Genomic DNA, 22,592 nt, shown 5'->3' with positions numbered 1-22,592 from the left:
CCGGCTCGTTCGTGGAAACGCACAGTGTTGCGCCCATTCGAGACTGGGCGAGGCCGCTATTTTCATGTTGTATGACAAGCATGTATGATGTTAAGCATACGCTCATGTTTGATGATGACACAGTTGAACGCGCGCCAAGGCTGTCTGAGGTTGTCGCTCGCCGGCTTGGCGCGGCGATCCGGACCGGCGATTTCGCGCCCGGTCAGAAGCTCCCGACCGAAAAGGAACTGGCCGAACGTTACGACGTGTCGCGCATGGTGGTGCGTGAAGCCATGTCTCGGCTGCGCTCGGAGGGGCTTATAGACTCCCGCCAGGGGCTCGGTGCGTTCGTTGCCGCAGAGCCGGGCAAGGCACTTTTCCGGCTGGATGAGGCCGCTGAGGCGCATGGCAATCTGCGCCACGTCTTTCAACTTCGCATTGCCGTGGAGGGCACGGCAGCCCGGCTTGCGGCGATCAACTCGGACGCCTGCAATCACGAGGAAATGCGGAGCGCTTTGTTGCTCCTTAAGGAAGCTATCGCCAGCGGACGCGATGGTACTGGCGATGACAGCAATTTTCACCTGGCTATCGCCCGCGCGTCCGGCAATCCATACATACTTCGCTTTCTCGCCTTTCTCGGCGCCAATCTGCGTGAAGCCATCGCCCAGGCCCGATCGAACACCGCAGCGCGACTGCCTGAGAGGGTGATGCTGGTCGAGGCTGAACACGAGGCTGTGCTGGCGGCCATCGTGGAGGGTGATGCTCCCGGTGCTGAACAGGCCATGCGCCAACACCTGTGTTCCGCGATGGAGCGACTGGGGCTGGGCTCGTTCTCGGCACTGGAGCAGCGCTGAGCATGGTCTCGTCCACGTCTTCGATCCCATTTTGCCAGGGCGCGAACCCCTTTGTGCGGACACCCTCCTTTGCAATTCCGAGGGGGGCTTGCGATACGCACGCACATGTTATCGGTGGGGCGCGTTTCCCGATGGTAGCCAATCGCAGCTACACGCCACCTGCCGCGTCCGAGGAATCCTACCTTGCGATGCTCGATGCGCTGGGAATGGATCGGGGCGTTCTGGTCCAGATCAGCGTCTATGGCACCGACAACAGTTGCATGGTGGAAACCTTGCGCAGACATCCCGGCCGGTTGAGAGGCGTTGCAGTCGTCGCGCCCGACGTGAGCGATGCGCAACTGGAGGAGCTTTCGGCTGCGGGCGTTCGCGGCGTCCGTATCAATGCGCTGTTCGGCGGAGGCATCGCCATCGAGGAACTGGAACGCCTCGCGGCCCGCATTGCCCCGCTGGGCTGGCATGTGCAGTTGCTGATCAACGTTCAAACGCTGCCTGAAATAGCCCCGATAATCGCGCGGTTGCCCGTGGAGGTCGTGTTCGACCACATGGGACACATTCCAGTGGAATCCGGAACGGACCATCCAGGCTTTGCACAGATGGTCGAGTTCCTGAAAGACGGCAAAGCTTGGGTTAAGCTCTCGGGCGCTTACCGTATGTCTGCTCAGGAAGCGAACTTCGACGACACCCTGCCTTTCGCGCAGGCGCTGGGGGAAGCGGCCCCGGATCGTTGCGTATGGGGTTCCGATTGGCCGCACGTCGCGCTTACGCAGCCGATGCCCAACACAGGCGACCTTCTTGAGCTGCTGGAGCTGTGGGTGCCCGATGAGCAGCTTCGCAACAACATTCTCGTTACCAACCCGGCCCGACTTTACGGCTTCGCAGGCCCGGCAGCGAGTTGAACTGACCGACCACTATCAATCTGGAGGAGAATTTCATGGCTTTCAATATCACGCGCCGTGCGCTTGTCGCTGTGTTCGGGGCAAGTTTGGCGCTTACTGCGTGTCCAGCCGCCGCTGAGCAGAAAACCGTCATTAAATTGGGCTGGACGACCTCCGATGGAGCGACCGACCCGTACGCGGTTGGCGCGCGTGCGTTCAAGGAGCTCGTCGAAGAGAATTCAGGCGGCAGGCTTGAGGTGCAGTTGTTTCCGAACCGGCAACTTGGCGACGAAAAGCCGATGATAGACGGAATGCGGCTCGGAACGGTCGATGCGGCCATCATCACCAACGCCGTCATTGCACAGGTGGAGGGGAGCTTCCAGTTGAACGACCTACCCTTTCTTTTCGAAAGTGAGGTACAGGCCGCAGAGGTTCTCGACGGTCCGATTGGGCAGAAGCTGGGTTCGAACCTGGAAAGCAAGGGCATCAAGGTCCTCGGCTTCATGGAGGGCGGTTTCCGCCACATGATCAACAATGTGCGCCCGGTCGAAAAGCCGGATGACATTCTCGGCGTGAAGTACCGCGTCATGCAAAACCCGGTTTTCATCGGCATGTTCTCCTCACTGGGCGGCAATGCCGTCCCGATGGCATGGGGTGAGACATTTACCGCGGTACAGCAGGGCGCAATCGACGGATTGGAAATTCCACTCGCGGTGATCGACCAGAACAAGTATTTCGAGGTTGCTCGCTACCTGTCGCTGACGAACCACACGTACTCTGCAATCCCGTTATTGGTCAGCAAGCGCTTCTTCGACCGCTTGCCGGAAGATCTTCAACAGGTTGTGACAAAGGCGGGTGCCGAGGCGACCATACGTCAGCGCGCAGAAACCCGCGCCGTTACCGAAGAGATCATTACCCGTCTCGAAGCCACAGGCATGACAGTGAACCGCGTTGAGGATTTCGTTCCGTTTCGCGAGGCTGTGGGCAGCGTCTATGAGCAGTTCAGGGCTTCCATCGGCACCGACCTGCTCGACGAGACGCTCGCTGCGGTCCAGTAAACATCGCCTTCGCGGAGGTATCTGATGAAAGCCTTGGCCGCCCCCGTCATCACGCTGATATCACGACTGCTTCAGGCAAGTATCGTTTCAGCCGCCTGGATCATGATGCTGTGCATCGTGATCCAGGTGGTCATGCGATACGTCTTCGGACGCGCGCCTTCCTGGACCGAGGAAGGCGCCATGCTGATGTTTTCTTGGGCGATACTCGGTGGCCTGGCGCTTGGGGTGAACCAGGGCTTTCACGTTCGTCTCGACCTCATCATCGGCAGCGTGCCCCTGCCGATGAGAAGATGGGCAGAACGGGCCATCGATGCTTTCACCATGTCCTTCGGTGCCTATCTGCTCTGGTCGGGCGAACGTTACTACAGCATGACCGGCGGCTCAGTTTCCGCCGCTATCGGCTATCCCATCGAGATCCTGCACATATTGGCCCCCGTCTGCGGCGCGCTGATCTTCCTCTTCGCCACAGCGCGTTTGCTTGGCGTTTCCCAACCCGAAGCTGAGACAGAAATCGCGCCATGAGCATCAGCATCCTACTGCTCACCGCCGGTTTCGGTGCTCTCGTCGTTTTCGGCGTACCGTTTGCGATCGCCATTGGCGGCGTCATAATGCTGGTGCTGATCTTTGCCGATATCGAGCCTGCGTTTCTTGCCATGCAAATGGTGGCCGGCTCTCAAAGTTTCAGCCTTTTGGCCATTCCACTTTTCATGCTTGCCGGCGAACTGATGAGCGCCGGCGGGATGTCGCAGCGTCTCATTGAGGTCGCGTCGGTCTTCGTGCGCCAGCGGACAGGCGGCCTTGCGATGGTCGCTGTGCTTACCGGATTGATCTTTTCCTCGATTTCGGGCTCCGCGCCTGCAACGACCGCAGCGATAGGCGCGATCATGATACCGGCGATGGCAAAGGCCGGCTATGACAAAGCCTTCGCGACGTCAATCGCAGTAAGCGCAGGCGTCCTCGGCCCGCTCATTCCTCCCTCCATCGCCTTCGTGATCTGGGGAACTATCGCAGAGCAGTCGATCAGCCGACTTTTCCTCTCAGGTATCGTTCCTGGACTGACGATTGTCGCGGGTCTGCTCGTCGTTTGTCACGTCCACGCGAAACGTCATGGCATCAGGAAGCAGGAGCGGGCAACCTGGAGCGAAAAGCGCGACGCTTTCGTCCAAGGCAAATGGGCGCTGGCTTCACCCTTCATCGTGCTGGGGGGCATCTATGGTGGCGTTTTCACGCCGACTGAAGCGGCGGGGATAAGCTGCGTCTACGCGTTGATCGTGGGGCTTTTCATCGAGCGTGGCATGAATTGGCGCGATCTTTCGGGCGTGGCCCTGCGCGCAATGCGAACCAGCGCCATCGTCACCTCGATCATCGCCGTCTCGGCGGGGTTCGGCGTACTCGTCGCACAGGAGCGCATCGCCACCGACTTCGCTGCATGGCTGTCTTCCAACGTAACGGAAGAATGGTTGGCGCTCGCTGGTCTCAACGCCGCTTTCTTCCTGCTCGCGGCTGTCATGGACGAAATCGCGATCATGGTGATCCTTGGCCCGATGCTGATTGCCATCGCGAACAGTTTCGGCATCGACCCTATCCATTTCGGGGCCATCATCGTCACCAATGTCGCCATTGGTATGGCCTCGCCGCCAGTCGGCTACTGCCTGTTTGTCGGCATGGCAATATCGGGGCTCAGTCTCTACCGCATCTCGAAAGCGATCTGGCCTCAAATCCTCATCATGCTCTTCGTGCTCATGCTGACCACCTACATTCCGGCGTTCTCCCTTCTATTCGTACCCAATTGAGAATACTCGCATGCCAAACCCGTCATTCATCGACCGACTTACCGATATAGTTGGTCCCCATGGCCTTTTGCTCGAGCCACAGGACAAGGAACCGTTTCTGCAGGACTGGCGTGGGCTATTTCGCGGTGACGCCGTCGCGGTCGTGCGCCCACGAAACGTGCATGAGGTGGCAGCCGTCGTCGCACAATGCGCCGACGCTGGCATCCGCGTCGTGCCCCAGGGTGGAAATACCGGTCTTGCGGGCAGCGGCGTCCCGCTGGCGAACGACGCTCGACAAATCGTACTGTCCATGTCGCGCATGAACGCGATCAGGCATATCGACCGCGTTGGCATGACCATGGAAGTGGAAGCCGGCTGCATCCTCCAGACCGCGCAGGACGCCGCCCTCGCCCAGGGACGCAAGCTGGCTATCAACCTGGCGTCGGAAGGTTCCGCGCAGATTGGTGGTGTGGTTGCGAGCAACGCAGGCGGCATTCATGTGGTGCGCTACGGCATGGCTCGACAGTCTGTTCTGGGGCTGGAAATAGTACTCGCCGACGGCACGCTCGTTAATGGTTTGCGTCATCTGCGTAAGGACAATGCCGGGTATGACTGGAAACAGCTTTTCATCGGCTCCGAAGGCACGCTCGCCATCATCACCGCCGCGGTACTCCGGCTGTCTCCGCAGCCGCGGAAACGTTCCGTTTCACTGCTTGCCGTTCCGGACGCCCAGGCAGGGTTGGCGCTTCTCGCACGCGCGCAGGACGAGTTGGGCGATCAGGTAAGCGCCTTCGAACTGATTTCCGCCGTCTCGATGGATCTTGTAGCGCGCCATTCGGGTGTGGCGCTGCCACTTGCCCCAGGCGTCTGGTATGTACTGCTGGAGGTGGGTTCGAACTTCGGCGATATCGACGGTGCCGTCGAGGCAATGCTCGAAGCCGCGCTTGAGGCGGGTGAGGCCGTTGACGGTACGATCGCCAGGTCCGAGGCGCAGGCCCAACAATTGTGGGCGCTGCGCGAAAATATAACCGAAGCCGAACTACACCAGGGGCGCAGCATCAAACACGACATCTCCGTGCCCGTCGGCGCGATCCCGGATTTCATAAAGGAAGCATCGGCGGCCATTGCCGCGCTTTCCCCTGGCAGCACCGTGAATATTTTCGGGCATGCCGGCGATGGCAACCTTCATTTCAATGTGCTCGCTACAGCGGATCTTGCTGACGCGGACGCGAAGCGGGCGGTGCACGATGTCGTGGCGCGATACAATGGAAGCATCTCCGCAGAACATGGCATCGGTCAGTATCGGATCGACGAAATGCTTCGCTACAAATCCGGTGAGGAGCTGGGTCTCATGGCAAGAATCAAGCATGCGCTGGACCCGGATAATACCCTCAACCCCGGCAAGGTTATGTGATCATTGAAAGTTGAGCCGGTCAGCCAGAAAGGCAGCCCGGCGCCAAGAGCGGCCGCATCCCGTTCAGCGCCACGACGCCGCAGTTGCGGTGGCGCCATCAGCGTCTTCTTGCGCGAGCACCAAATGCCCGTTGCCCAAGCTCTTGTACCTCAATTCCGGATTTGCGGCGCTGACCGGACGAATGCTGTCCGCATCAAACAAGTTCTCTTGATTGCACGAATGGTCATGGTACGCGGCGCTTCCGTCAACGGAGAGCACGGCGGATAGAAGCTTGCGGGTATATGGATGCGCCGGCGTAAGCAACACGTCCCGGGTCGACCCTTTCTCGACGATCTTGCCTTTGCACATGACGACTACCTTGTGGCACATGCGTTGAACGACCGTCATGTCGTGCGTGATGAAAATGAAGGAGATGCCCACATCGCGCTGCAGTCCCTGCAACATCCCTATGATCTGGAATTTTGTCGTGACATCGAGTGCGGCGACAGATTCGTCCGCGATGATGATATCGGGTCGAAGCGCAAGCGCGCGGGCAATGCAGACGCGTTGCCTTTGCCCGCCCGACAGTTCGTGGGGAAAGCGAGAAAGAAACTGCTCGGATAGCGCCACGCGCGAAAGCAGGTCCGCCGGGGTCTCACTCGTATCGTGGATGCATAACTTCAGCGCTTCGTCGAGCGTCTGTTCAACCGTGAAAGCGGGATTGAGCGCCGCCCCGGAATCCTGAAACACCATCTGAATAGCGGGATTGACGCGTCGACGCCCGCGCTGGTCGATCAAGCTGACGCCATTCAGGGTCAGGCTACCGCTGTCGATGGAAGACAGACCCATGATCGCGCGCGCCAAGGTAGACTTTCCGCTGCCGGATTCACCGACGATCCCCAGCGTCTCGCCGCGCGAGACCGAGAAGCTCGCACGATCGACGGCATGGTTCCACGCAGTCTGGCGGTTCAGAAATCCACCGCGGATCGGAAAACGCGACACAAGGCTATCGACCGCGAATTCTGTCGTGGAAGCGCTGCCCTCCAAATCCGCGAAGCCGTCCTTCAACGATGGCACGGCAGCGATCAGCTTTTTCGTGTAGTGATGTTGCGGAGCGGTGAAAATCGTGCCCGTCGCGCCCTGCTCCACCACCTCGCCGTGAGACATGACGAGCGTTCGATCGGCAACCTCATTCACGACACCCATATCGTGCGTCACGAAAATGATGCCCATGCCAAGCTCCGCCTGCAGCGAGCGCATCAGATCGAGAACTTCACGCTGCACGGTCACATCCAATGCCGTGGTCGGCTCGTCTGCAATAAGAAGCTCAGGGCGGCATGCCAGCGCGCAGGCGATGACCACTCTCTGACGCATTCCACCGGAAAGTTCGTGCGGATATGCGTTAAGGCGCTGCCGGGCAAAAGGTATCCTTACCTGGTCCAGAAGCTCTTCCGATCTCACAAGCGCTCTTTTGTACGACATCCCCTCGTGTTCGACGATGACTTCAGCGATCTGGCGACCAACGGTCATGACGGGGTTGAGCGACGTCATTGGCTCCTGAAACACCATCGATATGCGGTTTCCGCGGATGGCGCGCATCTCTTTTTCCGACAGAAGCGGCAACGACGTTCCGCCCAGAACGATATCGCCAGCGACCTGGAACAGGGCCGGGTTGAGAAGTCGCATGATCGCCAGCGAAGTCAGGCTCTTGCCTGAGCCTGACTCTCCCACGATCGCTATCGTTTCCTTGCTTGCCAGATCGAACGAGACGCCCTTCACCAGAGGCTCGCCGGCCCGCTGGTGCTTCAGTTCGATCCTCACATCTCGAAGCGAAAGAATAGGCTTATCGTCCATCACGTCCCTCCGGCAGGTGCGGTCAGATCGCAGGTATCTGAGGCTGCATGTCCGACGGCAACGGACAGACATAGGGCTTGCCCCGCTTTTTGCGCTCCAGTTCCGCCTTGGCTGCCGGGATGGTTTCCGGATCGCCGAAGACGTCGAGCGCAGTCGCCGCTATCGCCTTGGCGGCAGCCAGCATGCCCTTGTGCGCGTAGCTCAGCTTGCCCTGCGCAACCATCTGCCAGCTATGGAAGGGAGTACCGACGGCATAGCAAGGGCCAAAGCAGCGTGCCAGCGGCACGATCCAACTGACATCCCCCGCATCTGTCGAAACCGGCACACGCGTCGGCGTGCCATCGAACGGCACGATCCCCTGATGCATGGGGGTGCGGATTTCCTCTCCCTTGGCGAACACCTTGCAGGCGTGCAGTACATCCGTTTCGCTGATCGTCTCGGCGTATTGGGACGCGATGGAAAGCTCTTCATTGGTGTATTCCATCGGGCCGACAAATTCCGAGATGTTCCGGAACATCATCTTTTCGAGCGTGCTGTTGGTCAGAACGTTGGACAGCCCGGACTTGATTTCCACGTCAACCTTGGTCTCCGTCATCAGAGCCGCCCCCTCTGCGATCTTGGCGATCCTGTCGAAAAGCTCGTTTGCGTCGGAGAGTTCAGGCGCGCGCACGGTGTAGCCGACGACGGCGTTCGCCTGGACGACGTTGGCGGCACGGCCACCTCCATCGAGCAGCGCATAATGAACCCTCGCCTCCGGAATCATGTGCTCGCGCATGTAGTTGACGCCGACATTCATCAGTTCGACGGCGTCCAGCGCGCTGCGGCCCAGATGCGGAGACACGGCCGCATGCGAAGCACGCCCCTTGAAGCGGAATTCGGCGGTCTTGATCGCCAGCGTCTCCGAGGCGTGCATCGAAAAGACAGAATTGGCATGCCAGGAAAAGCAGACATCGAGATCGTCGAAAGCACCGTCGCGCGCCATGAAGACCTTGCCTGAGCCCCCTTCCTCGGCGGGGCATCCATAGTAACGGACCCTGCCCTCCCTTCCATGCCGCTTCAGTACCGCGTGAATGGCGGCAGCGGCCAGCATCGACCCGACACCCAGCAGATGATGCCCGCAGCCATGGCCCGGCTGTCCTTCGTCGGCCTGCTCTTCCGTCAGCAATCCTTCCACCTGGCTCATATTCGCAAGCGCGTCGAACTCGCCCAGAATGCCGATCAGAGGCCCGCCGTTTCCCGCTTCGGCCCAGAACGCCGTTTCTATACCGGCGATATTCCGCCTGATCGTGAAGCCTTCCTTTTCCAGCCAGGCAATCTGCGCGGCGACCGTGCGGTGCTCCAGATAGCCGAGTTCGGCGTAATCCCAGATTTCGTCGGCAAGCGCAGCGCCGCCGGGGGCGCGGCCGTCGATTTCGGCCAGCGCCTCTTGCTTGAGCAGGTCCACTCTTAGTCTCCTTCAAAAAATCAGGTTCTGGACGCAGCCTTCGGGTCGAAAGCATCGCGAAGGCCGTCTCCAATGAAATTCACGCTCAGAACGGCCAGAAAAATCGCACCGCCGCTGAACAGGGCCCAGTGGGGAGCTATGTCGACGAAGTCGCGGGATTCGTAGAGCAGGCGCCCCCAGGTCGGCACGTCCGAAGGGAAGCCGAGGCCGAGAAAAGAGAGCGAGGATTCCGCGATGATGGCGACCGCGACCTCGATGGTCGTCAGGACGAGGATCGGCCCCATCACGTTCGGCAGCATATGAAAGACGACGAGACGCCATTTCGGCACGCCGATCGTTCCGGCGGCTTCGATGAACTCCCGGTGCTTCAAGGAAATCAGTTGGGCACGCACCACCCGCGCGATGCTCATCCAGCTCAGCGAACCAACCACGAGCACGATCAGCAGGAACGTGCCGAGCGTCACCCCGAACGCGGCCCGCATTGTCTCGCGGAAAAAATACATGACGACAAGCAGGAGCGGCAGATTGGGCAGCGACAGGAAAAGGTCGGTAAACCACATCATGGCGATGTCGACGGCACGCGAGCCATACGCGGCGACCGCACCGATCATGATGCCTATAAGCGTCGCCACGATCGCCGCCGCCACTCCGACAGCCAGCGATATGCGTCCGCCGAAGAGCATGCGCGCCAGCAGGTCCTGTCCCAAATCGTCCGTACCCAGCGGATGAGCGACCGACGACCCCTCGAGGCTGGCGGTAAAATCGATGTCGGCGATGCCGACCTGCCAGAAGAATGGGCCGGCCACGACCATCGCAACCATCGTCGAGAAGATCGCAAGGCCGGCAACCGCTGCGCGGTTGTGGGCGAACTTGCCCAGCATCAACGTCGAGCGCGCGGAAAGATTGAACACTCTCATCGCATCAGCCTCGGCGTATCCGGGGATCGATCCACATGCACACGAGATCGGCGATTATGTTGAACAGCACGACGAGGATCGACGAGATGAAGGCGATCGCCATGATGACCGGCGTATCATTCGACAGGATGGACTCGATCAGCAGCGAGCCTACGCCCGGAATGCGGAATATCTGTTCTGTGATGATCGCCCCGCCGAACAGGGACGGCATCTGGAGCGCCACCATCGTGACCAGCGGCAACAGCGAGTTCCCAAGAACATGGACCCAGGTCACGCGTCGCGGCTTGAGCCCCTTCGCGGTCGCCGTGCGCACATACTCCTGACGACTGACATCGATCACCGATGCCCGAACGATACGGACGTAGACGCCGAACTGAACCGAGGCGAGGACGAGAATGGGAAGCAGACTTTGCCGCAGTTGCAGAAAGACCCACTCCAGTCCCTGCGCGTCGATCCGCGCCTCGTAGACGGTTGGAAAAAGCCGAAAGTAGATGCCGAAAATCAGAATCATCATCATTCCGGTGAAGAAGGTGGGCAGGGAAAAACCGATGAATGCCGTCAGGTTGGCGACGCGGTCGAAAAGCGACCCCGGGCGCAGGCCCGCATAGAGACCGAACGGGATGGCGGCACACACCGCCACCATCTGCGCCGCGCCCGCGATGAACACAGTGGCGGGTACCCGCTGCAGCACAAGATCGAGTACGTCGATCCGACTGGCGAAGGAGAACCCCCAATCGCCGGTCAGCATTGCAAAAAGCCAGCTCAGGTAACGCGACAGGATGGGTTCATCCAGGCCGAAGCGAACACGCAGTTCTGCAGCCACCTCTGGCGGAATGTTGGGATTTCCCGCAAGGGCCTCGAACGGATCGCCCGGTGCTGCCGACAACAGAAGATAAAGCAGGACGCTGATCCCCAGAATGCTGGGGATCGCAAGAGCAAGCCGTCTGGCGAAAAAGACTGCCATCTTTATCAGCCGGCAGAGAACTGCCAGTCGGCGATCTTCCACAATGCATTGTCCCACGCACTGCGATAGATTTTGAGATCCTTTGCGGTCGCCGCCACTGCGGGGCGCACCACGACAGGCAGCACGACGTTCGACTGTACGATGAGATCATTCATCTGGACGAACATCTGAGAACGCTTGTCGGCGTCGATCTCACGCGTAGCCTCACGATAGACCCGGTCGTATTCCTCGTTCTGCCAGCGGGTTATGTTCCGGCCACGCCATTGATTGGCCTTCGACGCGACCTCCCATGAAACGAACTGATTCATCAGTCGCTCCGGATCGGGCTGGTACATCGTCGTCGTGTACATCTGCATGTCGGCGTAGAACTTGGAGTTGGTGTCCGGGTTCGCCTCGTCGCTGGAGAAGAAAACCGCCGGTGCGACGGACTTCAGTTCCACCTCGATGCCAGCCTTGGCGAACGACTGCTTCACCACCGCCTGCACCTTTTGACGAAGCGCCTGCACGGTCGTCTGGAACAGGAACGAGAGCCTTACGCCGTCCTTCTCGCGAATGCCTCCGGCACCGGGAAGCCAGCCGGCCTCGTCCAGGATCGAATTTGCTTTTTCGAGATTGAAAACGAGCATGTTGTTGGGCGAGACATATCGCGCCGGGCTGTTGAGAAAGTTCGCCGTCGAAATTCCCGTGCGGCCATAGATGTGCTTCTGGATCGTCTCGCGGTCGATCAGGAGACCAAGCGCCTCGCGCACCTTCGGATCGGACAGGGCGGGGTGCGGATTGGAAGCGATCGACCGCTCCCCGTCCTCTGCCTTGCGCGGGTCCGACATGTTGAGCTGGATCATTTCCAGATCGCCGCCGGCGGTAATGTCCACCGTTCCGTTGCCGTCGTTTTCCAGTCGCGTGAGAATGTCGTCTTCGATCGAGATGTTCAGGCCGAAATGGTATTCGCCGGTCTGCAGGACCGCCCTCGCCGCTGACACCGCGTCGCCTCCGCCCTTTACCTCGAGGCTCGCGAAATGCGGCTTTCCGGAGACATGGTACTCGTCGAAGCGGTCGGCGAGGATCATGTCGCCCGGCCTGAATTCGCGCAGCTTGTACGGTCCGGTTCCAACCGGAGCGAGATTGGCAGGCGCCTCGCGTGACTTTTCGCCGACATAGTCGGCAAAGACGTGCTTGGGCATGATCATGCCCAGGGCACCGACGAACGCATTGGCCCAGTAAGGCGTCGCCGAAGGGAAGGACACCTTCACGGTCAGGTCATCGACCTTCTCGACCGTGATGTCGCGATAGCTGCCGATCGTAACCGCCGCCGTTGCCGGGTCTTTGGCATATTCCCAGGTGAACACGACATCGTCAGCGGTGAAGGGCTGCCCGTCATGCCATTTCACATCCGGCTTCAGCTTCCAGACGACGCTGGTGTTGTCGGAAGCCAGTTGGCCATTGTCCACGGTGGGCACGTTGGCCGCAAGGACCGGAACGAGCTGGCCGTCGCTGTCCCAGCCTGCGAGCGGCTCATAGAAGATACGGCAGCCTTCCTGATCCTTCGGAGCGATCGCGAAATGGGGGTTGAGCAGGGTGACCGCCTGCCAGAAAAGCAGCTTCAGATGCTGCGGGGCCTGCGCCTGCGCAAAGGCCGGTGCCAAGCCGCCCATGGCGACGAGCGCCGCTCCACCTGCGGCCGTGCCCAGCAAGCTGCGGCGTGTCAGCATTATCGTGCGCAAAGCCGCGCTGTCTTCCCTGCCACTCATATTCACCTCCATGCAAACGAGCCGTCCCCTTGGCTCTGTATCCAGAAAACGCGACGCACACGCGTGTTGCTGCCGGACCTAACGCCTGCATTTCTTATGTTCTTATGGCAGGCAGACAGCTTCTATCCGGCCGGATGCACCAACCGCTGTATAACGAAGCCGAGGCTAGCAGTTGGCGCAACGTGGACAAGCCATCGCGCTTCAACCTAAAGTCCTGAAAACGAGACTTTGCGATCGCGCATCCAGGGATTTACCGCAGGATGCGGCTGCGTCGCCGTCCAAGCCTTTCGGGAAACCTGCATGTACGAAGACCTCGCCCTTCTCTCCCAGGTGATCGATGCGGGCAGCTTCGCCAAGGCCAGCGCCGCGACGGGTATCACGAAATCGAGGCTCAGCCGCCGTATAGGCGACCTCGAGGAGCGGCTAGGCGTCCGCCTCATAGACCGGAATTCACGCCGCTTCGTCGCAACGCCGATCGGCCTCGAACTGGCACGTCACGGCGAGGCGATCCGCTTCGAGCACGACGCCGCGCTGCAGGTTAGCCAAGAGGTGCTGAGGGAGCCGCGCGGCAAGCTGCGCGTGGCCTCGCCCAGCGCGCTGATGACGCTTACGGTCGGCGAATTCGGCGTTGATTTCGCCACCAGATATCCGAATGTGAAGCTGACCATCGATGCGACCGACGGTATGCGCCTGCCCACCGAGGACGGCTACGACATCGTGCTGATCATCACCCGCGACGACCTGCGCGATTCCGAGACCATCGCCCGCCGGCTCGTCGACATTCCCTACGAGCTGGTCGCGTCTCCCGAATGGGTCGCCCGATATGGAGATTGCCGGGACATTGCGGACCTTGAAAAGAAACCAGCGATCGGATGGTGGAACGACGGAAACCAGCCACGCTGGATTCTCCAAACGCCGGTCGGCTCGCTTGTCGAGGTTCCCGTAAATCCAAGCCTCGTGACCAACAACATGCTGATTGCCCGCCATGCAGCCGTGCGCGGCGTCGGCGTGGCACGGCTTCCGTGTCGGCTGTCCACTGGATTGAAAAGAGCCGGCAAGCTTCAGGTTGTCGCGGAAGGCTACAGACCAAAGGACGTTACCGTCTACGCGCTTTACAGGAACAAGCGCTCGCTGCAGGCCGCAGGCCGGATATTCCTCGACGATCTTACCACGAATCTACGGATTTGGCTGGCATCAGAAGATTAACTCACGCGCACTCTTCGTCAGTTCTCTGCTCCAAATTCTTCAATTCTCCCGCCGACATGCCTCGCTGCTTCGTGTCGCCGCCAAGCGTAGGAGTTCGAAACGCCTGGAATAGACAGGCCTTCGAGACGCGACGCTCGATCGCCATTCGGCCGGGGATATGCTCGACCGGCTAAACAAATCGGGCTTGCAAGAGCCTTTTTAATATGATCAGTTGACTGGACAAGTTGAGGACCGAATGACCAACCGCCGCAGTGCTCACGCACCCCGCTATTTGCAGATCGCCGACGATTTGAAAGCGCGCATCGCGTCGCTCAATCCCGGAACGCGCCTGCCGAGCGAGCCGCAACTTGCCAAGGAATTCGCCGTCAGCCGCTTCACCGTGGCGCGGGCCGTCGAGCAACTGACCGACGAGGGATTGATCACGCGCAGGCAGGGCAGCGGCACCTTCGTCGCCGAAGCACCGCTTCGCCGCGCGCCGGGCTACCTCCTCAGCTTCACCGAGGCGGTCGAGGCAGCCGGCCACAGCGCAACGCACCGCCTGCTGGAATTCGTACCGGCTGTCTGGGAGCGCGGCCTGCCCTATTCCCGCGACGAACAGCTTCTGTCGCTCGATCGTCTGCGCCTTGTCGATGGCATGGCGGTCGCGCGCCACCGCTCCGTCCTGTCGCGCCATCTGGTGGAGCGCATCGACCTGACGCGGGACGTCGCCGCCCACCCGGATTTTTCGCTCTATCGCCATTTCGAGGACCGCGGCCTTCTGGTCCATTCCGCGACGGAACGGCTGATCGCATGCACGGCATCCGACGAGGATCGCACCCTCCTCGGGCTGGCGCGCGGTAGCGTCGTCGTCGCCGTCACCCGCCACTCATTCGCCGCCGACGGAACGGTCCTCGACTGCGTCAGCGCGATCTACGATGCCCGCCGCTATTCCTACGAGGCCCGCCTCCTGCGGCAGCATCCTTCGGGGAACAACAACAAACGCAATCAGGAGAACGACAATGATCCGCAGCTTCATGTTCGGGACAGCCACTCTGGCCCTCGTCTCGGCCCTTGGGATGACGGTGGCGCAGGCGGATGACCGCCCCGCGACGCTGATCATCTCGCAGAGCGGCCTTGGCGATCAGTCCTACAACGATCTCGCCTTCGAGGGCTTCAAGCGCGGCCTGGAGGCCAGCGGGCTCGAAGGCCGTCCGATCGAGGCACAGGACGTGGTCGCGCAGGCCGTCGATATCCTGCGTCGCGCCTCGGATGCGGATTTCGGCCTCGTGGTCGATCTCGAATACGCCCATGGCGACGCGATGCTCGAAGTCGCGCCGGATTACCCGGAAACCAACTACGTCATCCTGAACCAGGTGCAGAAGGGCGATAACATCGCCTCCGTGCTCTTCCAGGAGCAGGAGGGTTCCTATCTCGCCGGTACGCTCGCCGCACTCGTCACCACCGACGCCTCGATCGAGGGCATCAATGAACAGCCGGTCATCGGCGTCATCGGCGGCACGAAATCTGCCGGCATCGACAAGTTCATCGCCGGATACGTGCAGGGCGCCAAGAATGCCAATCCGGACGTGAACGTGCTCGTCGCCTACTCCAACAATTTCGCCGATCCAGCCGTCGGCCTCCAGATGACCAAGGCGATGTATGAACAGGGCGCGGACATCGTGTTCCACGTCGCCGGCGGCACCGGCATGGGCGTCATCCAGGCGGCCAAGGAAGCCGGGCGCTACGCCATCGGCGTCGACACCGATCAGGATTCCATCGCGCCGGGCGCGGTCCTCACCAGCATGATCAAGCGCACCGACGTCGCCGTCGAGGCGATCGTCAAGAACTATGCCGCAGACAAGTTCCCCAAGGGCCAGACCGTGACGTTCGGCCTTGCCGAAGACGGCGTCGGCCTGTCGGAGATGGAACACACCAAGGACCGCATTCCCCAGGAAATCCTCGACAAGGTGGAAGCCGCCAAGCAAGGCATCCTGTCCGGCGAGATCAAGGTCTGGAACGTAGTCGACCAGGGCTACCCGGACTTCCTCAAGTAGGACGGGTTCGAAGTCAGATGACCGACGCGACGCTCGGCATGGCAGCCGACATCCGTCTCGGTGCGCATCGCGTGACCAGGCGTTTCGGCAGCCTGGTCGCCAATGACGCCATCGAGTTCCAGGCAAGGCGAGGCACGATCCACGCGATCGTCGGCGGCAACGGCGCCGGAAAATCGACCTTGATGCGGATCCTGCAAGGCATGGACCGGCCCGACGACGGCGTCGTCATCGTCGACGGCCTGCCCGCTGTCTTTCTCGGACCAAGCGACGCGTTCGACCGCGGCATCGGCATGGTGCACCAGGAGTTCATGCTGGTGCCCGGGCTGACACTGCTCGAAAACCTCATCCTCGCCAAGGAACCCGCGCTGGCGCTCGGCCGCATCGACCGCGCGACCGCACTGGCCGAGGCCCGCAAGCTGGAGAAGCTCGCCGGCGTGACCGTGGATTGGGACGCGCCCGAGGAAGAGGCCCCGGTCCATGTCCGCCAGATCGTCGAGATTTTGCGGCTGCTCTATCGCGGCGCGGACGTGCTGATCCTGGACGAGCCCACCGCCGTTCTCGCGCCTGCGCAGGTGCGCGAGTTGATCGCGCTCCTCAAGAAGCTGCGCGACGAAGGCCGCACCATTCTCTTCATCAGCCACAAGCTGGACGAGGTCCTGTCGCTCGCCGACGACATCACGGTGATCCGGTCGGGCAAGGTCGTCGCCAGCCTGCCCGCCGCTGAAGCCGACAAGGCGAAACTCGCGGAACTGATGATCGGCGAAATCCTCGCCCGCCCCACCGCGCGGGAGGGAACGTCCGGTAAGGCCGTGCTGGACCTCGCCGGCATCTCCGCTGCGCCGGGTCGCGGCACGGCGGGGCTCACCGGGCTCGACCTGACTGTCCATGCAGGCGAAATCGTCGGCATCGCAGGCGTCGCCGGTAACGGTCAGGACGAACTCGCGGCCATCGTCACGGGCTTGCGGAAGGCCACCGCAGGCCGCGTTTCGATCGACGGCATCGACATCACGCAAATGCCGCTGATGCGCCGCCGCGCGCAGGGCCTCGCCTATCTCAGCCCTGACCGGGCGGCCGAAGGCCTGTGCCTGTCGGCGTCCATCGCGGACAACGCGATTGCCGGCCACCACCGCCGCGCCGAATTCAGCGGCTCGGGCATTCTCAAGCGCCGCAGGATCGCCGCTCATGTCGAGGCGCTGATGGACCGCTTCGCCGTCAAGCGCGCCTCGTCGGAACATCCGGCCGGCAGCCTTTCGGGCGGTAACCAGCAGCGCGTCGCCGTGGCGCGCGAACTCGACGGCGGGCCGAAGGTCATGCTGGCGTGCCAGCCGACGCGCGGCGTCGACATTCGCGGCATCGCCTTCATCCATCAATGCCTTCTCGATTTCCGCGACAAGGGTGGAGCCGTGCTTCTGGTTTCCGAAGAGCTCGACGAACTCATCACGCTCTCCGACCGCATCGTCGTTCTCTACGGAGGGCGGCAAACCGGCGAGGTCTCGCGCGGCTCGGCCCGCATCGAGGAGATCGGCCGGATGATGCTCGGAGGTGCCGACGCATGAGCGCCGCAGCCGTTCCCATCCCCGCCTCGCGCTTCGAGGCCGCCGCCATGGTCATCGCACCGCTGGTGCTGGCATTCGCCGGCGCGGCGCTGCTGCTGGCGGTGGCGGGACACAATCCGTTCGAGGTCTACCAGCTTCTCGTCGTGGAATCCTTCGGCGGCACGCGCCGCATCGCCGCAACGCTGGCGGCCGCCACGCCCCTGATGCTGACCGGCCTTGCCACCGCCGTCGCTTTCCGCGCCGGCGCGTTCAATGTCGGCGTCGAGGGCTGTGTCTATGTCGGCGGACTTGCCGCCGCCTATGTCGGCTTCACCTATGTCGGCCTGCCCGCGCCGATCCTGCTTCCCCTCGCGCTGCTTGCCGGCCTCGTCGTCGGCTCGCTCTGGATGCTCATCCCCGGCGTGCTGAAGGCGAAGCTCAGCGTCGATGAAGTCGTCACCACGCTGATGCTCAACTTCATCGCGATCAGCCTCACGGCCTATCTCGTCAACGGCCCGCTGCTCGCGCCCGGCTCGGCCAACTCAGCCACGCCCGTGGTGGACGCCGCCGCGCGCCTGCCGAGGCTGATGCCGCCCTCGACCCTGAATGCGGGTTTCCTCATCGCGGTCGCGCTGCTTGTCCTCTACTGGTTGTGGGGGCAACGCACGGCGCTCGGCTTCGAGACGCGCCTTGCCGGCCTCAATGCGCGGTTTGCGACCGCTTCGGGCATCAATGTCCCGTCGCTGATCATCAAGATGATGCTCCTGTCGGGCGCCATCGGCGGGCTTGCAGGCGCGGTCCACGCGCTCGGCAATGTCGGGCGCTTCGTCTCGGGTTTCTCGCCGGGCTATGGCTTCACCGGCATTGCGGTTGCCCTTCTCGGGCGGGGCTCAGCGCTCGGCATCTTCCTCGCCGCGATCCTGTTCGGCGCCCTGTCGGCCTCCGGCGCGACGATCCAGCTCTTCAGCGACGTGCCGATCGAGATCGTCAACATCCTCCAGGGCATGGTGATGATCTTCGCCGTCGCCCGCTTCGGATGGACATTCGGGAAAAAGCGGCGGGCAGCATGATCGAGAACGTCCTTCATTCCGCGATCATCATGACGACGCCGGTGCTGCTCGCCGCACTTGGCGGGCTGATCAACCGCGTCGGCGGTCTGGTCAATATCGGCCTGGACTCGATGATGCTCGCAGGAGCCCTGATCGGCCTGATTCTCGCATCGCAGACGGGAAGCTGGGGCATCGCGCTCGTCGGCGCCGCTGCCGTGGGCGGTGTGCTCGGCCTGCTGATGTCGCTCTGCGTGACGCGGCTGAGCGCCAACGAAATCGTCGTCGGGCTGGGCTTCAACATCCTGATCGCGGGGCTTGTCCGCTTCTTCCTCAAATCCGCCTATGGCACCTCGGGAACGCTGAGCCTGCCGGACGTCGCCCGCCTGCCGAGGATCGACATTCCCGTCATCGCCGACATTCCCTATCTCGGCGCGATCCTGTCCGGTCACGATCCGCTCACCTGGGCCGCGTGGCTGATGGTGCCGGTCACCGTCTGGTTCTTGCGCTCGACGCGTCTCGGCCTGCGTCTGCGCGCCACCGGCTCCGCCCCCGAAGCCGCGCGTGCGCTCGGCCTCAGCCCGCTGACGCTTCGCGATGCCTCGACAATCTTTGCGGGCCTGATGGCCGGTCTCGCCGGTGCCTATCTGTCAATCGGCGTGGTGGGCCTCTTCAACGAGGGCATCACGGCGGGGCGCGGCTTCATCGCGCTCGCGGCGTTCTATTTCGGGCGCAACCGTCCGTGGCTCACCGCCGCCGGCGCGCTCCTGTTCGGCTTCTTCGACGCGTTGCAGATACGGCTGCAAGGCCGTGGCGTGCCGGCCGAACTCATCCAGACATTGCCTTACGCAATGGTGATCGTGGTGCTGACCCTGATGGCGCTCGCCGTCCGTCGCGCCCGCGCCAAAGGAGCTTGATCGTGAGTGAAACCAAGAAGACGGCACTTATCCTCGTCGATGTCATCAACTCGTTCTTCGATCCGGGACAGCCGAACTATTACAAGGGCGTAGAAGACGTTCTTCCAGCGATCCGTCAGTTGCGCGCCGCAGCGAAGACCTCCGGCGCGATCACCGTGCACGCCGTCGAGCGGCACCGGCCGGGCTTCGACGATTTCGAATGGCGCAAGCTGCCGGTTCATCACATCGACGGCGCTTTCGACGCGGATTTCTTCGGCGAGTTCGCGCCCGAGGGCGACAACGAAACGATCGTCTGGAAGCGCCGTTTCAGCGCGTTCTTCGCGACAGACCTCGCGCTCTTCCTGACCGAGCAGAAGGTCGAGCGCGTCGTCATCTGCGGCGTGAAGACCAATGTCTGTATCCGGGCGACGGCGCAGGATGCCTTCGCCAACGGCTTCGAGCCGGTCGTGCCCCGTGAGGCGACGAACTCGAACCGTCCGCATCTGGCGGAAGCCTCGCTCGAGGACATCCACCGCTACATGGGACAGGTCGTCTCGGTCGACGAAGCGATCGGGATGCTGTCGTGACGCGGGTCGCCATCACCGGTTACGCCAGCCTCGACCACGTCGTGATGCTGGACGGCATACCGACGCCGGGCCGGACGACCACGATCGTCGACCGGCCCGAAGAAGCCTGGCCCCGTCTGGGCGGCAGTCCGTCCTATGTCGCAGCGGCCCTTGCCGCGGGCGGTGTCGAGGCGGCGTCGCCGATAAGCTGGGTAGGGGAGGACGAGGCAGCTCAGGATTTCCGCCGGCATCTGGAAGCGCGCAACGTCCTGACGGACGGCATCGCGACGGTGGCCGGCGCGCGCACACCCATGGCGATCCTCGCCTACGAGCCGAATGGCGGGTGCCTGTGCCTCTATCATCCCGCGATCCCGAAAGGGCTCGGCCTGACCCGCGAGCAGAAGCAGGTGATCGCGCATGCCGACTGGCTGTGCATCACCATCGGCCCCTCGCAGGCCACGCGCGAGGCGCTCGATGCGCTCTCGCCCGATGGCAGCCTGTGCTGGGTGGTGAAGGACGATCCGGCAGCACTTCCGCCGGATCTCGCGGTGCAGCTTGCGGCGCGCGCCGACCTGATCTGCTTCAGCGCCGCAGAAGCCGCTTTCGTCCGAACGGCCTTCGCATCCGCCGGTCCTCGCCGCGCTGGGCAGGTGCTGATCGAGACGCGCGGCGGCGCGGGCGCACAGGTGACGGTGGGCGCAACGACGTGCTTCGTCGCCTCCGAAGCGCTCGCGATCACAGACCCCACGGGCGCGGGAGATACGTTTGCCGGTGGCGCTCTTGCGGCCCTTGCCGGCGGCGAGACCGATCCGGTCGCAATCGTGAAAGCCGGCCACAAGGCCGCACGGGCGCTGCTTGCGGGCCGCGTCGCCAAACACAATGAAAGTGCATGACATGAGCGAAGAACAATCCTCCACCGCCTGGTACATCGGAGCGGACAAGAGCGAGGTCGGCGAGGCCGCGATCCTCGTTGGCGATCCCGCGCGCATCGCCCGCATCGCGACCCATATGAGCGACGTCCATTTCGTTCGCGAGAATCGCGGCCTGAAGACGGTGACCGGCACCTATGCGGGCAAGCGCGTGACGGTCTCGGCCTTCGGCATGGGCGCGCCGATCGCGACGATCGTGCTGCACGAACTCTTCGCGCTCGGCATCCGCAGCTTCCTGCGCATCGGCACGGCCATGGCGATCCCGCCTGCCAAGATCGGTGATTTCGTTCTGGCTGACGGCGCGCTGCGGGCCGACGGCACGTCGAACTCCTACGCGCCGCTCGGCTATCCCGCCATCGCCGACTTCACGCTCAACACGGTTCTGCGCGAGAAGCTCTCCGGTTCGTCACGGCCGTGGCATGCGGGCATCTACGGCACCTATGACGGCTTCTACACCGAGATGTTCGGCCTGTCGGGCAAGCGTCGCGAGATGATCGGCGCGCTCAAGCAGGACATCGAGCGCATGGGCCTGATCGGCACCGACATGGAGACCTCCGCGCTTCTGGTGGCCGCGCGCGTGCTCGGCGCGCGCTGCTCGACGCTCTGCGTCGCGACCGTGGACGCCCACAGCCAGGCCAAGATCGACGACGCCGCGATGGACGTGGCCGAGGCCGAGCTTTTCGACGTTGCGCTCTCCGCGCTCACCGCACTCCCGGCCTGACGGCCTGGGCCGAGGTCAAAAAGGAACGACCCATGACAACTCTGACCGACCGCTATTTCCAGACGCTCGCCGAGCGCCTCGAAACCGTCCGCACCACGCAGGGCGCGGCCATCGAAAAGGCCGCCGAAGCCTGCGCGAAGAGCATCGCCGCCGAGAAGCTGGCCTTCACCTTCGGAACCGGCCACGGCGCGCTGCCGGCACTGGAGAGCTTCCCGCGCACCGGCACGATCGTCGGCTTCCGGCCGATCGTCGAGAGCACGATGATCTCCTTCCACCATGTCTGGGGTGACATGGGCGCGCGGCAGTACCGCTTCATCCACGCGCAGGAAGGCTACGGCAAGGCGATCATGCGGTCGCACCAGATCGACCCGGCCGACACGATGATCCTGTTCTCGCATTCCGGCATCAACGCCGTGATCATGGACATCGCCATGGAGTGCAAGGAGCGCGGCATCACGCTGATCGGCGTGACCTCGCTGCCGCATTCGAGCAGCACGCCGTCGCGGCACTCGTCGGGCAAGCGCCTCTTCGAAGTGGCCGACGTCGTGATCGACACCGGCATTCCCCGCGCCGACGCCAATCTCACGATCGACGGTCTGGAATCGCCGGTGGGCGCGAGCTCGACTTCGGTCACCATCGCCATCGCGCACGCCATCGTCTCGCTGACCGCCGAGAAGCTGGTCCAGCAGGGCGTGCATCCGCATGTCATGGTCAGTCCGAACACGACCGACAAGGACAAGGCGAACGCGCAGAACGACGAGAATTACGAGCAGCTCTGGCGTCGGCTGAAGGCCCGGTGATG

21 protein-coding genes are annotated in these 22,592 nt (G+C 62.5%); 16 read left to right on the top strand and 5 right to left on the bottom strand.

The genetic code is table 11. From position 1 onward, the window contains the following. The first annotated feature begins 104 nt into the window (after positions 1-104). From AAFN55_RS13595 to AAFN55_RS13570, 6 genes are read left to right on the top strand one after another with little or no spacing between them, the layout of a single operon-like run. On the top strand, positions 105-833 hold the full coding sequence (locus AAFN55_RS13595; protein WP_347799372.1) for a FadR/GntR family transcriptional regulator: 729 nt from the start codon (positions 105-107) through the stop codon (positions 831-833). 2 nt (positions 834-835) lie between these two features. After that, the gene (locus AAFN55_RS13590; protein WP_347799371.1) at positions 836-1,729 is read left to right on the top strand and encodes an amidohydrolase family protein; all 894 of its coding nucleotides are present in this window, start codon (positions 836-838) and stop codon (positions 1,727-1,729) included. Between the two features lie 35 nt (positions 1,730-1,764). After that, positions 1,765-2,766 carry a TRAP transporter substrate-binding protein gene (locus AAFN55_RS13585; protein WP_347799370.1) on the top strand — a complete coding sequence of 334 codons (1,002 nt, stop codon included), beginning with the start codon at positions 1,765-1,767 and terminating at the stop codon, positions 2,764-2,766. Between the two features lie 24 nt (positions 2,767-2,790). Next, positions 2,791-3,288 carry a TRAP transporter small permease gene (locus AAFN55_RS13580; RefSeq protein ID WP_347799369.1) on the top strand — a complete coding sequence of 166 codons (498 nt, stop codon included), beginning with the start codon at positions 2,791-2,793 and terminating at the stop codon, positions 3,286-3,288. After that, positions 3,285-4,559, top strand: coding sequence for a TRAP transporter large permease (locus tag AAFN55_RS13575; protein ID WP_347799368.1), 1,275 nt, complete (start codon positions 3,285-3,287; stop codon positions 4,557-4,559). Before AAFN55_RS13580 ends, AAFN55_RS13575 begins: the two co-directional genes overlap by 4 nt. Before the next feature lie 10 nt (positions 4,560-4,569). Continuing rightward, positions 4,570-5,952 carry an FAD-binding oxidoreductase gene (locus AAFN55_RS13570; RefSeq protein WP_347799367.1) on the top strand — a complete coding sequence of 461 codons (1,383 nt, stop codon included), beginning with the start codon at positions 4,570-4,572 and terminating at the stop codon, positions 5,950-5,952. A 63-nt stretch (positions 5,953-6,015) separates the two neighbouring features. Here AAFN55_RS13570 and AAFN55_RS13565 read toward each other — a convergent pair whose 3' ends face one another. From AAFN55_RS13565 to AAFN55_RS13545, 5 genes are read right to left on the bottom strand one after another with little or no spacing between them, the layout of a single operon-like run. Then, positions 6,016-7,785 carry an ABC transporter ATP-binding protein gene (locus AAFN55_RS13565; protein ID WP_347799366.1) on the bottom strand — a complete coding sequence of 590 codons (1,770 nt, stop codon included), beginning with the start codon at positions 7,783-7,785 and terminating at the stop codon, positions 6,016-6,018. Positions 7,786-7,807: 22 nt separating this feature from the next. Then, the gene (locus tag AAFN55_RS13560; RefSeq protein ID WP_347799365.1) at positions 7,808-9,229 is read right to left on the bottom strand and encodes an amidohydrolase; all 1,422 of its coding nucleotides are present in this window, start codon (positions 9,227-9,229) and stop codon (positions 7,808-7,810) included. A gap of 20 nt (positions 9,230-9,249) precedes the next feature. Continuing rightward, on the bottom strand, positions 9,250-10,110 hold the full coding sequence (locus AAFN55_RS13555) for an ABC transporter permease (protein WP_347800258.1): 861 nt from the start codon (positions 10,108-10,110) through the stop codon (positions 9,250-9,252). Positions 10,111-10,150: 40 nt separating this feature from the next. Further along, complete coding sequence (locus AAFN55_RS13550; RefSeq protein WP_347799364.1) at positions 10,151-11,110, bottom strand: ABC transporter permease; 960 nt, start codon at positions 11,108-11,110, stop codon at positions 10,151-10,153. Positions 11,111-11,115: 5 nt separating this feature from the next. Next, positions 11,116-12,858: a peptide ABC transporter substrate-binding protein gene (locus tag AAFN55_RS13545; protein ID WP_347799363.1), complete on the bottom strand. Its 1,743-nt coding sequence runs from the start codon at positions 12,856-12,858 to the stop codon at positions 11,116-11,118. 300 nt (positions 12,859-13,158) lie between these two features. Here AAFN55_RS13545 and AAFN55_RS13540 point away from each other — a divergent pair, with 300 nt between their 5' ends. From AAFN55_RS13540 to AAFN55_RS13495, 10 genes are all read left to right on the top strand, one after another. Continuing rightward, entirely contained in the window at positions 13,159-14,064 is a 906-nt protein-coding gene (locus tag AAFN55_RS13540; RefSeq protein ID WP_347799362.1) for a LysR substrate-binding domain-containing protein, read from the top strand. Between the two features lie 235 nt (positions 14,065-14,299). Continuing rightward, on the top strand, positions 14,300-15,142 hold the full coding sequence (locus AAFN55_RS13535) for a GntR family transcriptional regulator (RefSeq protein ID WP_347799361.1): 843 nt from the start codon (positions 14,300-14,302) through the stop codon (positions 15,140-15,142). After that, positions 15,063-16,097 carry a BMP family ABC transporter substrate-binding protein gene (locus AAFN55_RS13530; RefSeq protein ID WP_347799360.1) on the top strand — a complete coding sequence of 345 codons (1,035 nt, stop codon included), beginning with the start codon at positions 15,063-15,065 and terminating at the stop codon, positions 16,095-16,097. Before AAFN55_RS13535 ends, AAFN55_RS13530 begins: the two co-directional genes overlap by 80 nt. A gap of 17 nt (positions 16,098-16,114) precedes the next feature. Then, positions 16,115-17,653, top strand: coding sequence for an ABC transporter ATP-binding protein (locus AAFN55_RS13525; protein ID WP_347799359.1), 1,539 nt, complete (start codon positions 16,115-16,117; stop codon positions 17,651-17,653). Continuing rightward, a complete protein-coding gene (locus AAFN55_RS13520) occupies positions 17,650-18,702 on the top strand; it encodes an ABC transporter permease (protein ID WP_347799358.1) in 1,053 nt (350 codons plus the stop codon). Before AAFN55_RS13525 ends, AAFN55_RS13520 begins: the two co-directional genes overlap by 4 nt. Next, positions 18,699-19,595: an ABC transporter permease gene (locus AAFN55_RS13515; protein WP_347799357.1), complete on the top strand. Its 897-nt coding sequence runs from the start codon at positions 18,699-18,701 to the stop codon at positions 19,593-19,595. The genes AAFN55_RS13520 and AAFN55_RS13515 overlap by 4 nt, the downstream gene beginning before the upstream one ends. 2 nt (positions 19,596-19,597) lie before the next feature. Next, positions 19,598-20,161 (top strand): isochorismatase family cysteine hydrolase, encoded by a 564-nt coding sequence (locus AAFN55_RS13510; protein WP_347799356.1) that lies wholly within the window; start codon positions 19,598-19,600, stop codon positions 20,159-20,161. After that, positions 20,158-21,033: a carbohydrate kinase family protein gene (locus tag AAFN55_RS13505; RefSeq protein WP_347799355.1), complete on the top strand. Its 876-nt coding sequence runs from the start codon at positions 20,158-20,160 to the stop codon at positions 21,031-21,033. The genes AAFN55_RS13510 and AAFN55_RS13505 overlap by 4 nt, the downstream gene beginning before the upstream one ends. A 1-nt stretch (position 21,034) precedes the next feature. Further along, positions 21,035-21,790 (top strand): nucleoside phosphorylase, encoded by a 756-nt coding sequence (locus AAFN55_RS13500; RefSeq protein ID WP_347799354.1) that lies wholly within the window; start codon positions 21,035-21,037, stop codon positions 21,788-21,790. A gap of 32 nt (positions 21,791-21,822) precedes the next feature. Beyond that, the gene (locus AAFN55_RS13495; RefSeq protein WP_347799353.1) at positions 21,823-22,590 is read left to right on the top strand and encodes an SIS domain-containing protein; all 768 of its coding nucleotides are present in this window, start codon (positions 21,823-21,825) and stop codon (positions 22,588-22,590) included. The last annotated feature ends 2 nt before the right edge of the window (positions 22,591-22,592 follow it).

This window comes from Mesorhizobium sp. CAU 1732 (assembly GCF_039888675.1).
Lineage (GTDB): Bacteria > Pseudomonadota > Alphaproteobacteria > Rhizobiales > Rhizobiaceae > Aerobium.
The sequence above is the reverse complement of the archived record's forward strand: the minus strand, read 5'-3'. Positions and strand labels throughout refer to the sequence as shown.

Excerpts from the sequence above, each read along its gene's own strand:
- AAFN55_RS13590 (WP_347799371.1), top strand. The coding sequence starts at position 836 with ATGGTCTCGTCCACGTCTTCGATCCCATTTTGCCAGGGCGCGAACCCC.
- AAFN55_RS13585 (WP_347799370.1), top strand. The coding sequence starts at position 1,765 with ATGGCTTTCAATATCACGCGCCGTGCGCTTGTCGCTGTGTTCGGGGCA.
- AAFN55_RS13595 (WP_347799372.1), top strand. The coding sequence starts at position 105 with ATGTTTGATGATGACACAGTTGAACGCGCGCCAAGGCTGTCTGAGGTT.
- AAFN55_RS13525 (WP_347799359.1), top strand. The coding sequence starts at position 16,115 with ATGACCGACGCGACGCTCGGCATGGCAGCCGACATCCGTCTCGGTGCG.
- AAFN55_RS13555 (WP_347800258.1), bottom strand. The coding sequence starts at position 10,110 with ATGCTGGGCAAGTTCGCCCACAACCGCGCAGCGGTTGCCGGCCTTGCG.
- AAFN55_RS13570 (WP_347799367.1), top strand. The coding sequence starts at position 4,570 with ATGCCAAACCCGTCATTCATCGACCGACTTACCGATATAGTTGGTCCC.
- AAFN55_RS13545 (WP_347799363.1), bottom strand. The coding sequence starts at position 12,858 with ATGAGTGGCAGGGAAGACAGCGCGGCTTTGCGCACGATAATGCTGACA.
- AAFN55_RS13565 (WP_347799366.1), bottom strand. The coding sequence starts at position 7,785 with ATGGACGATAAGCCTATTCTTTCGCTTCGAGATGTGAGGATCGAACTG.
- AAFN55_RS13580 (WP_347799369.1), top strand. The coding sequence starts at position 2,791 with ATGAAAGCCTTGGCCGCCCCCGTCATCACGCTGATATCACGACTGCTT.
- AAFN55_RS13550 (WP_347799364.1), bottom strand. The coding sequence starts at position 11,110 with ATGGCAGTCTTTTTCGCCAGACGGCTTGCTCTTGCGATCCCCAGCATT.
- AAFN55_RS13535 (WP_347799361.1), top strand. The coding sequence starts at position 14,300 with ATGACCAACCGCCGCAGTGCTCACGCACCCCGCTATTTGCAGATCGCC.
- AAFN55_RS13575 (WP_347799368.1), top strand. The coding sequence starts at position 3,285 with ATGAGCATCAGCATCCTACTGCTCACCGCCGGTTTCGGTGCTCTCGTC.
- AAFN55_RS13500 (WP_347799354.1), top strand. The coding sequence starts at position 21,035 with ATGAGCGAAGAACAATCCTCCACCGCCTGGTACATCGGAGCGGACAAG.
- AAFN55_RS13540 (WP_347799362.1), top strand. The coding sequence starts at position 13,159 with ATGTACGAAGACCTCGCCCTTCTCTCCCAGGTGATCGATGCGGGCAGC.
- AAFN55_RS13530 (WP_347799360.1), top strand. The coding sequence starts at position 15,063 with ATGATCCGCAGCTTCATGTTCGGGACAGCCACTCTGGCCCTCGTCTCG.
- AAFN55_RS13520 (WP_347799358.1), top strand. The coding sequence starts at position 17,650 with ATGAGCGCCGCAGCCGTTCCCATCCCCGCCTCGCGCTTCGAGGCCGCC.
- AAFN55_RS13515 (WP_347799357.1), top strand. The coding sequence starts at position 18,699 with ATGATCGAGAACGTCCTTCATTCCGCGATCATCATGACGACGCCGGTG.
- AAFN55_RS13495 (WP_347799353.1), top strand. The coding sequence starts at position 21,823 with ATGACAACTCTGACCGACCGCTATTTCCAGACGCTCGCCGAGCGCCTC.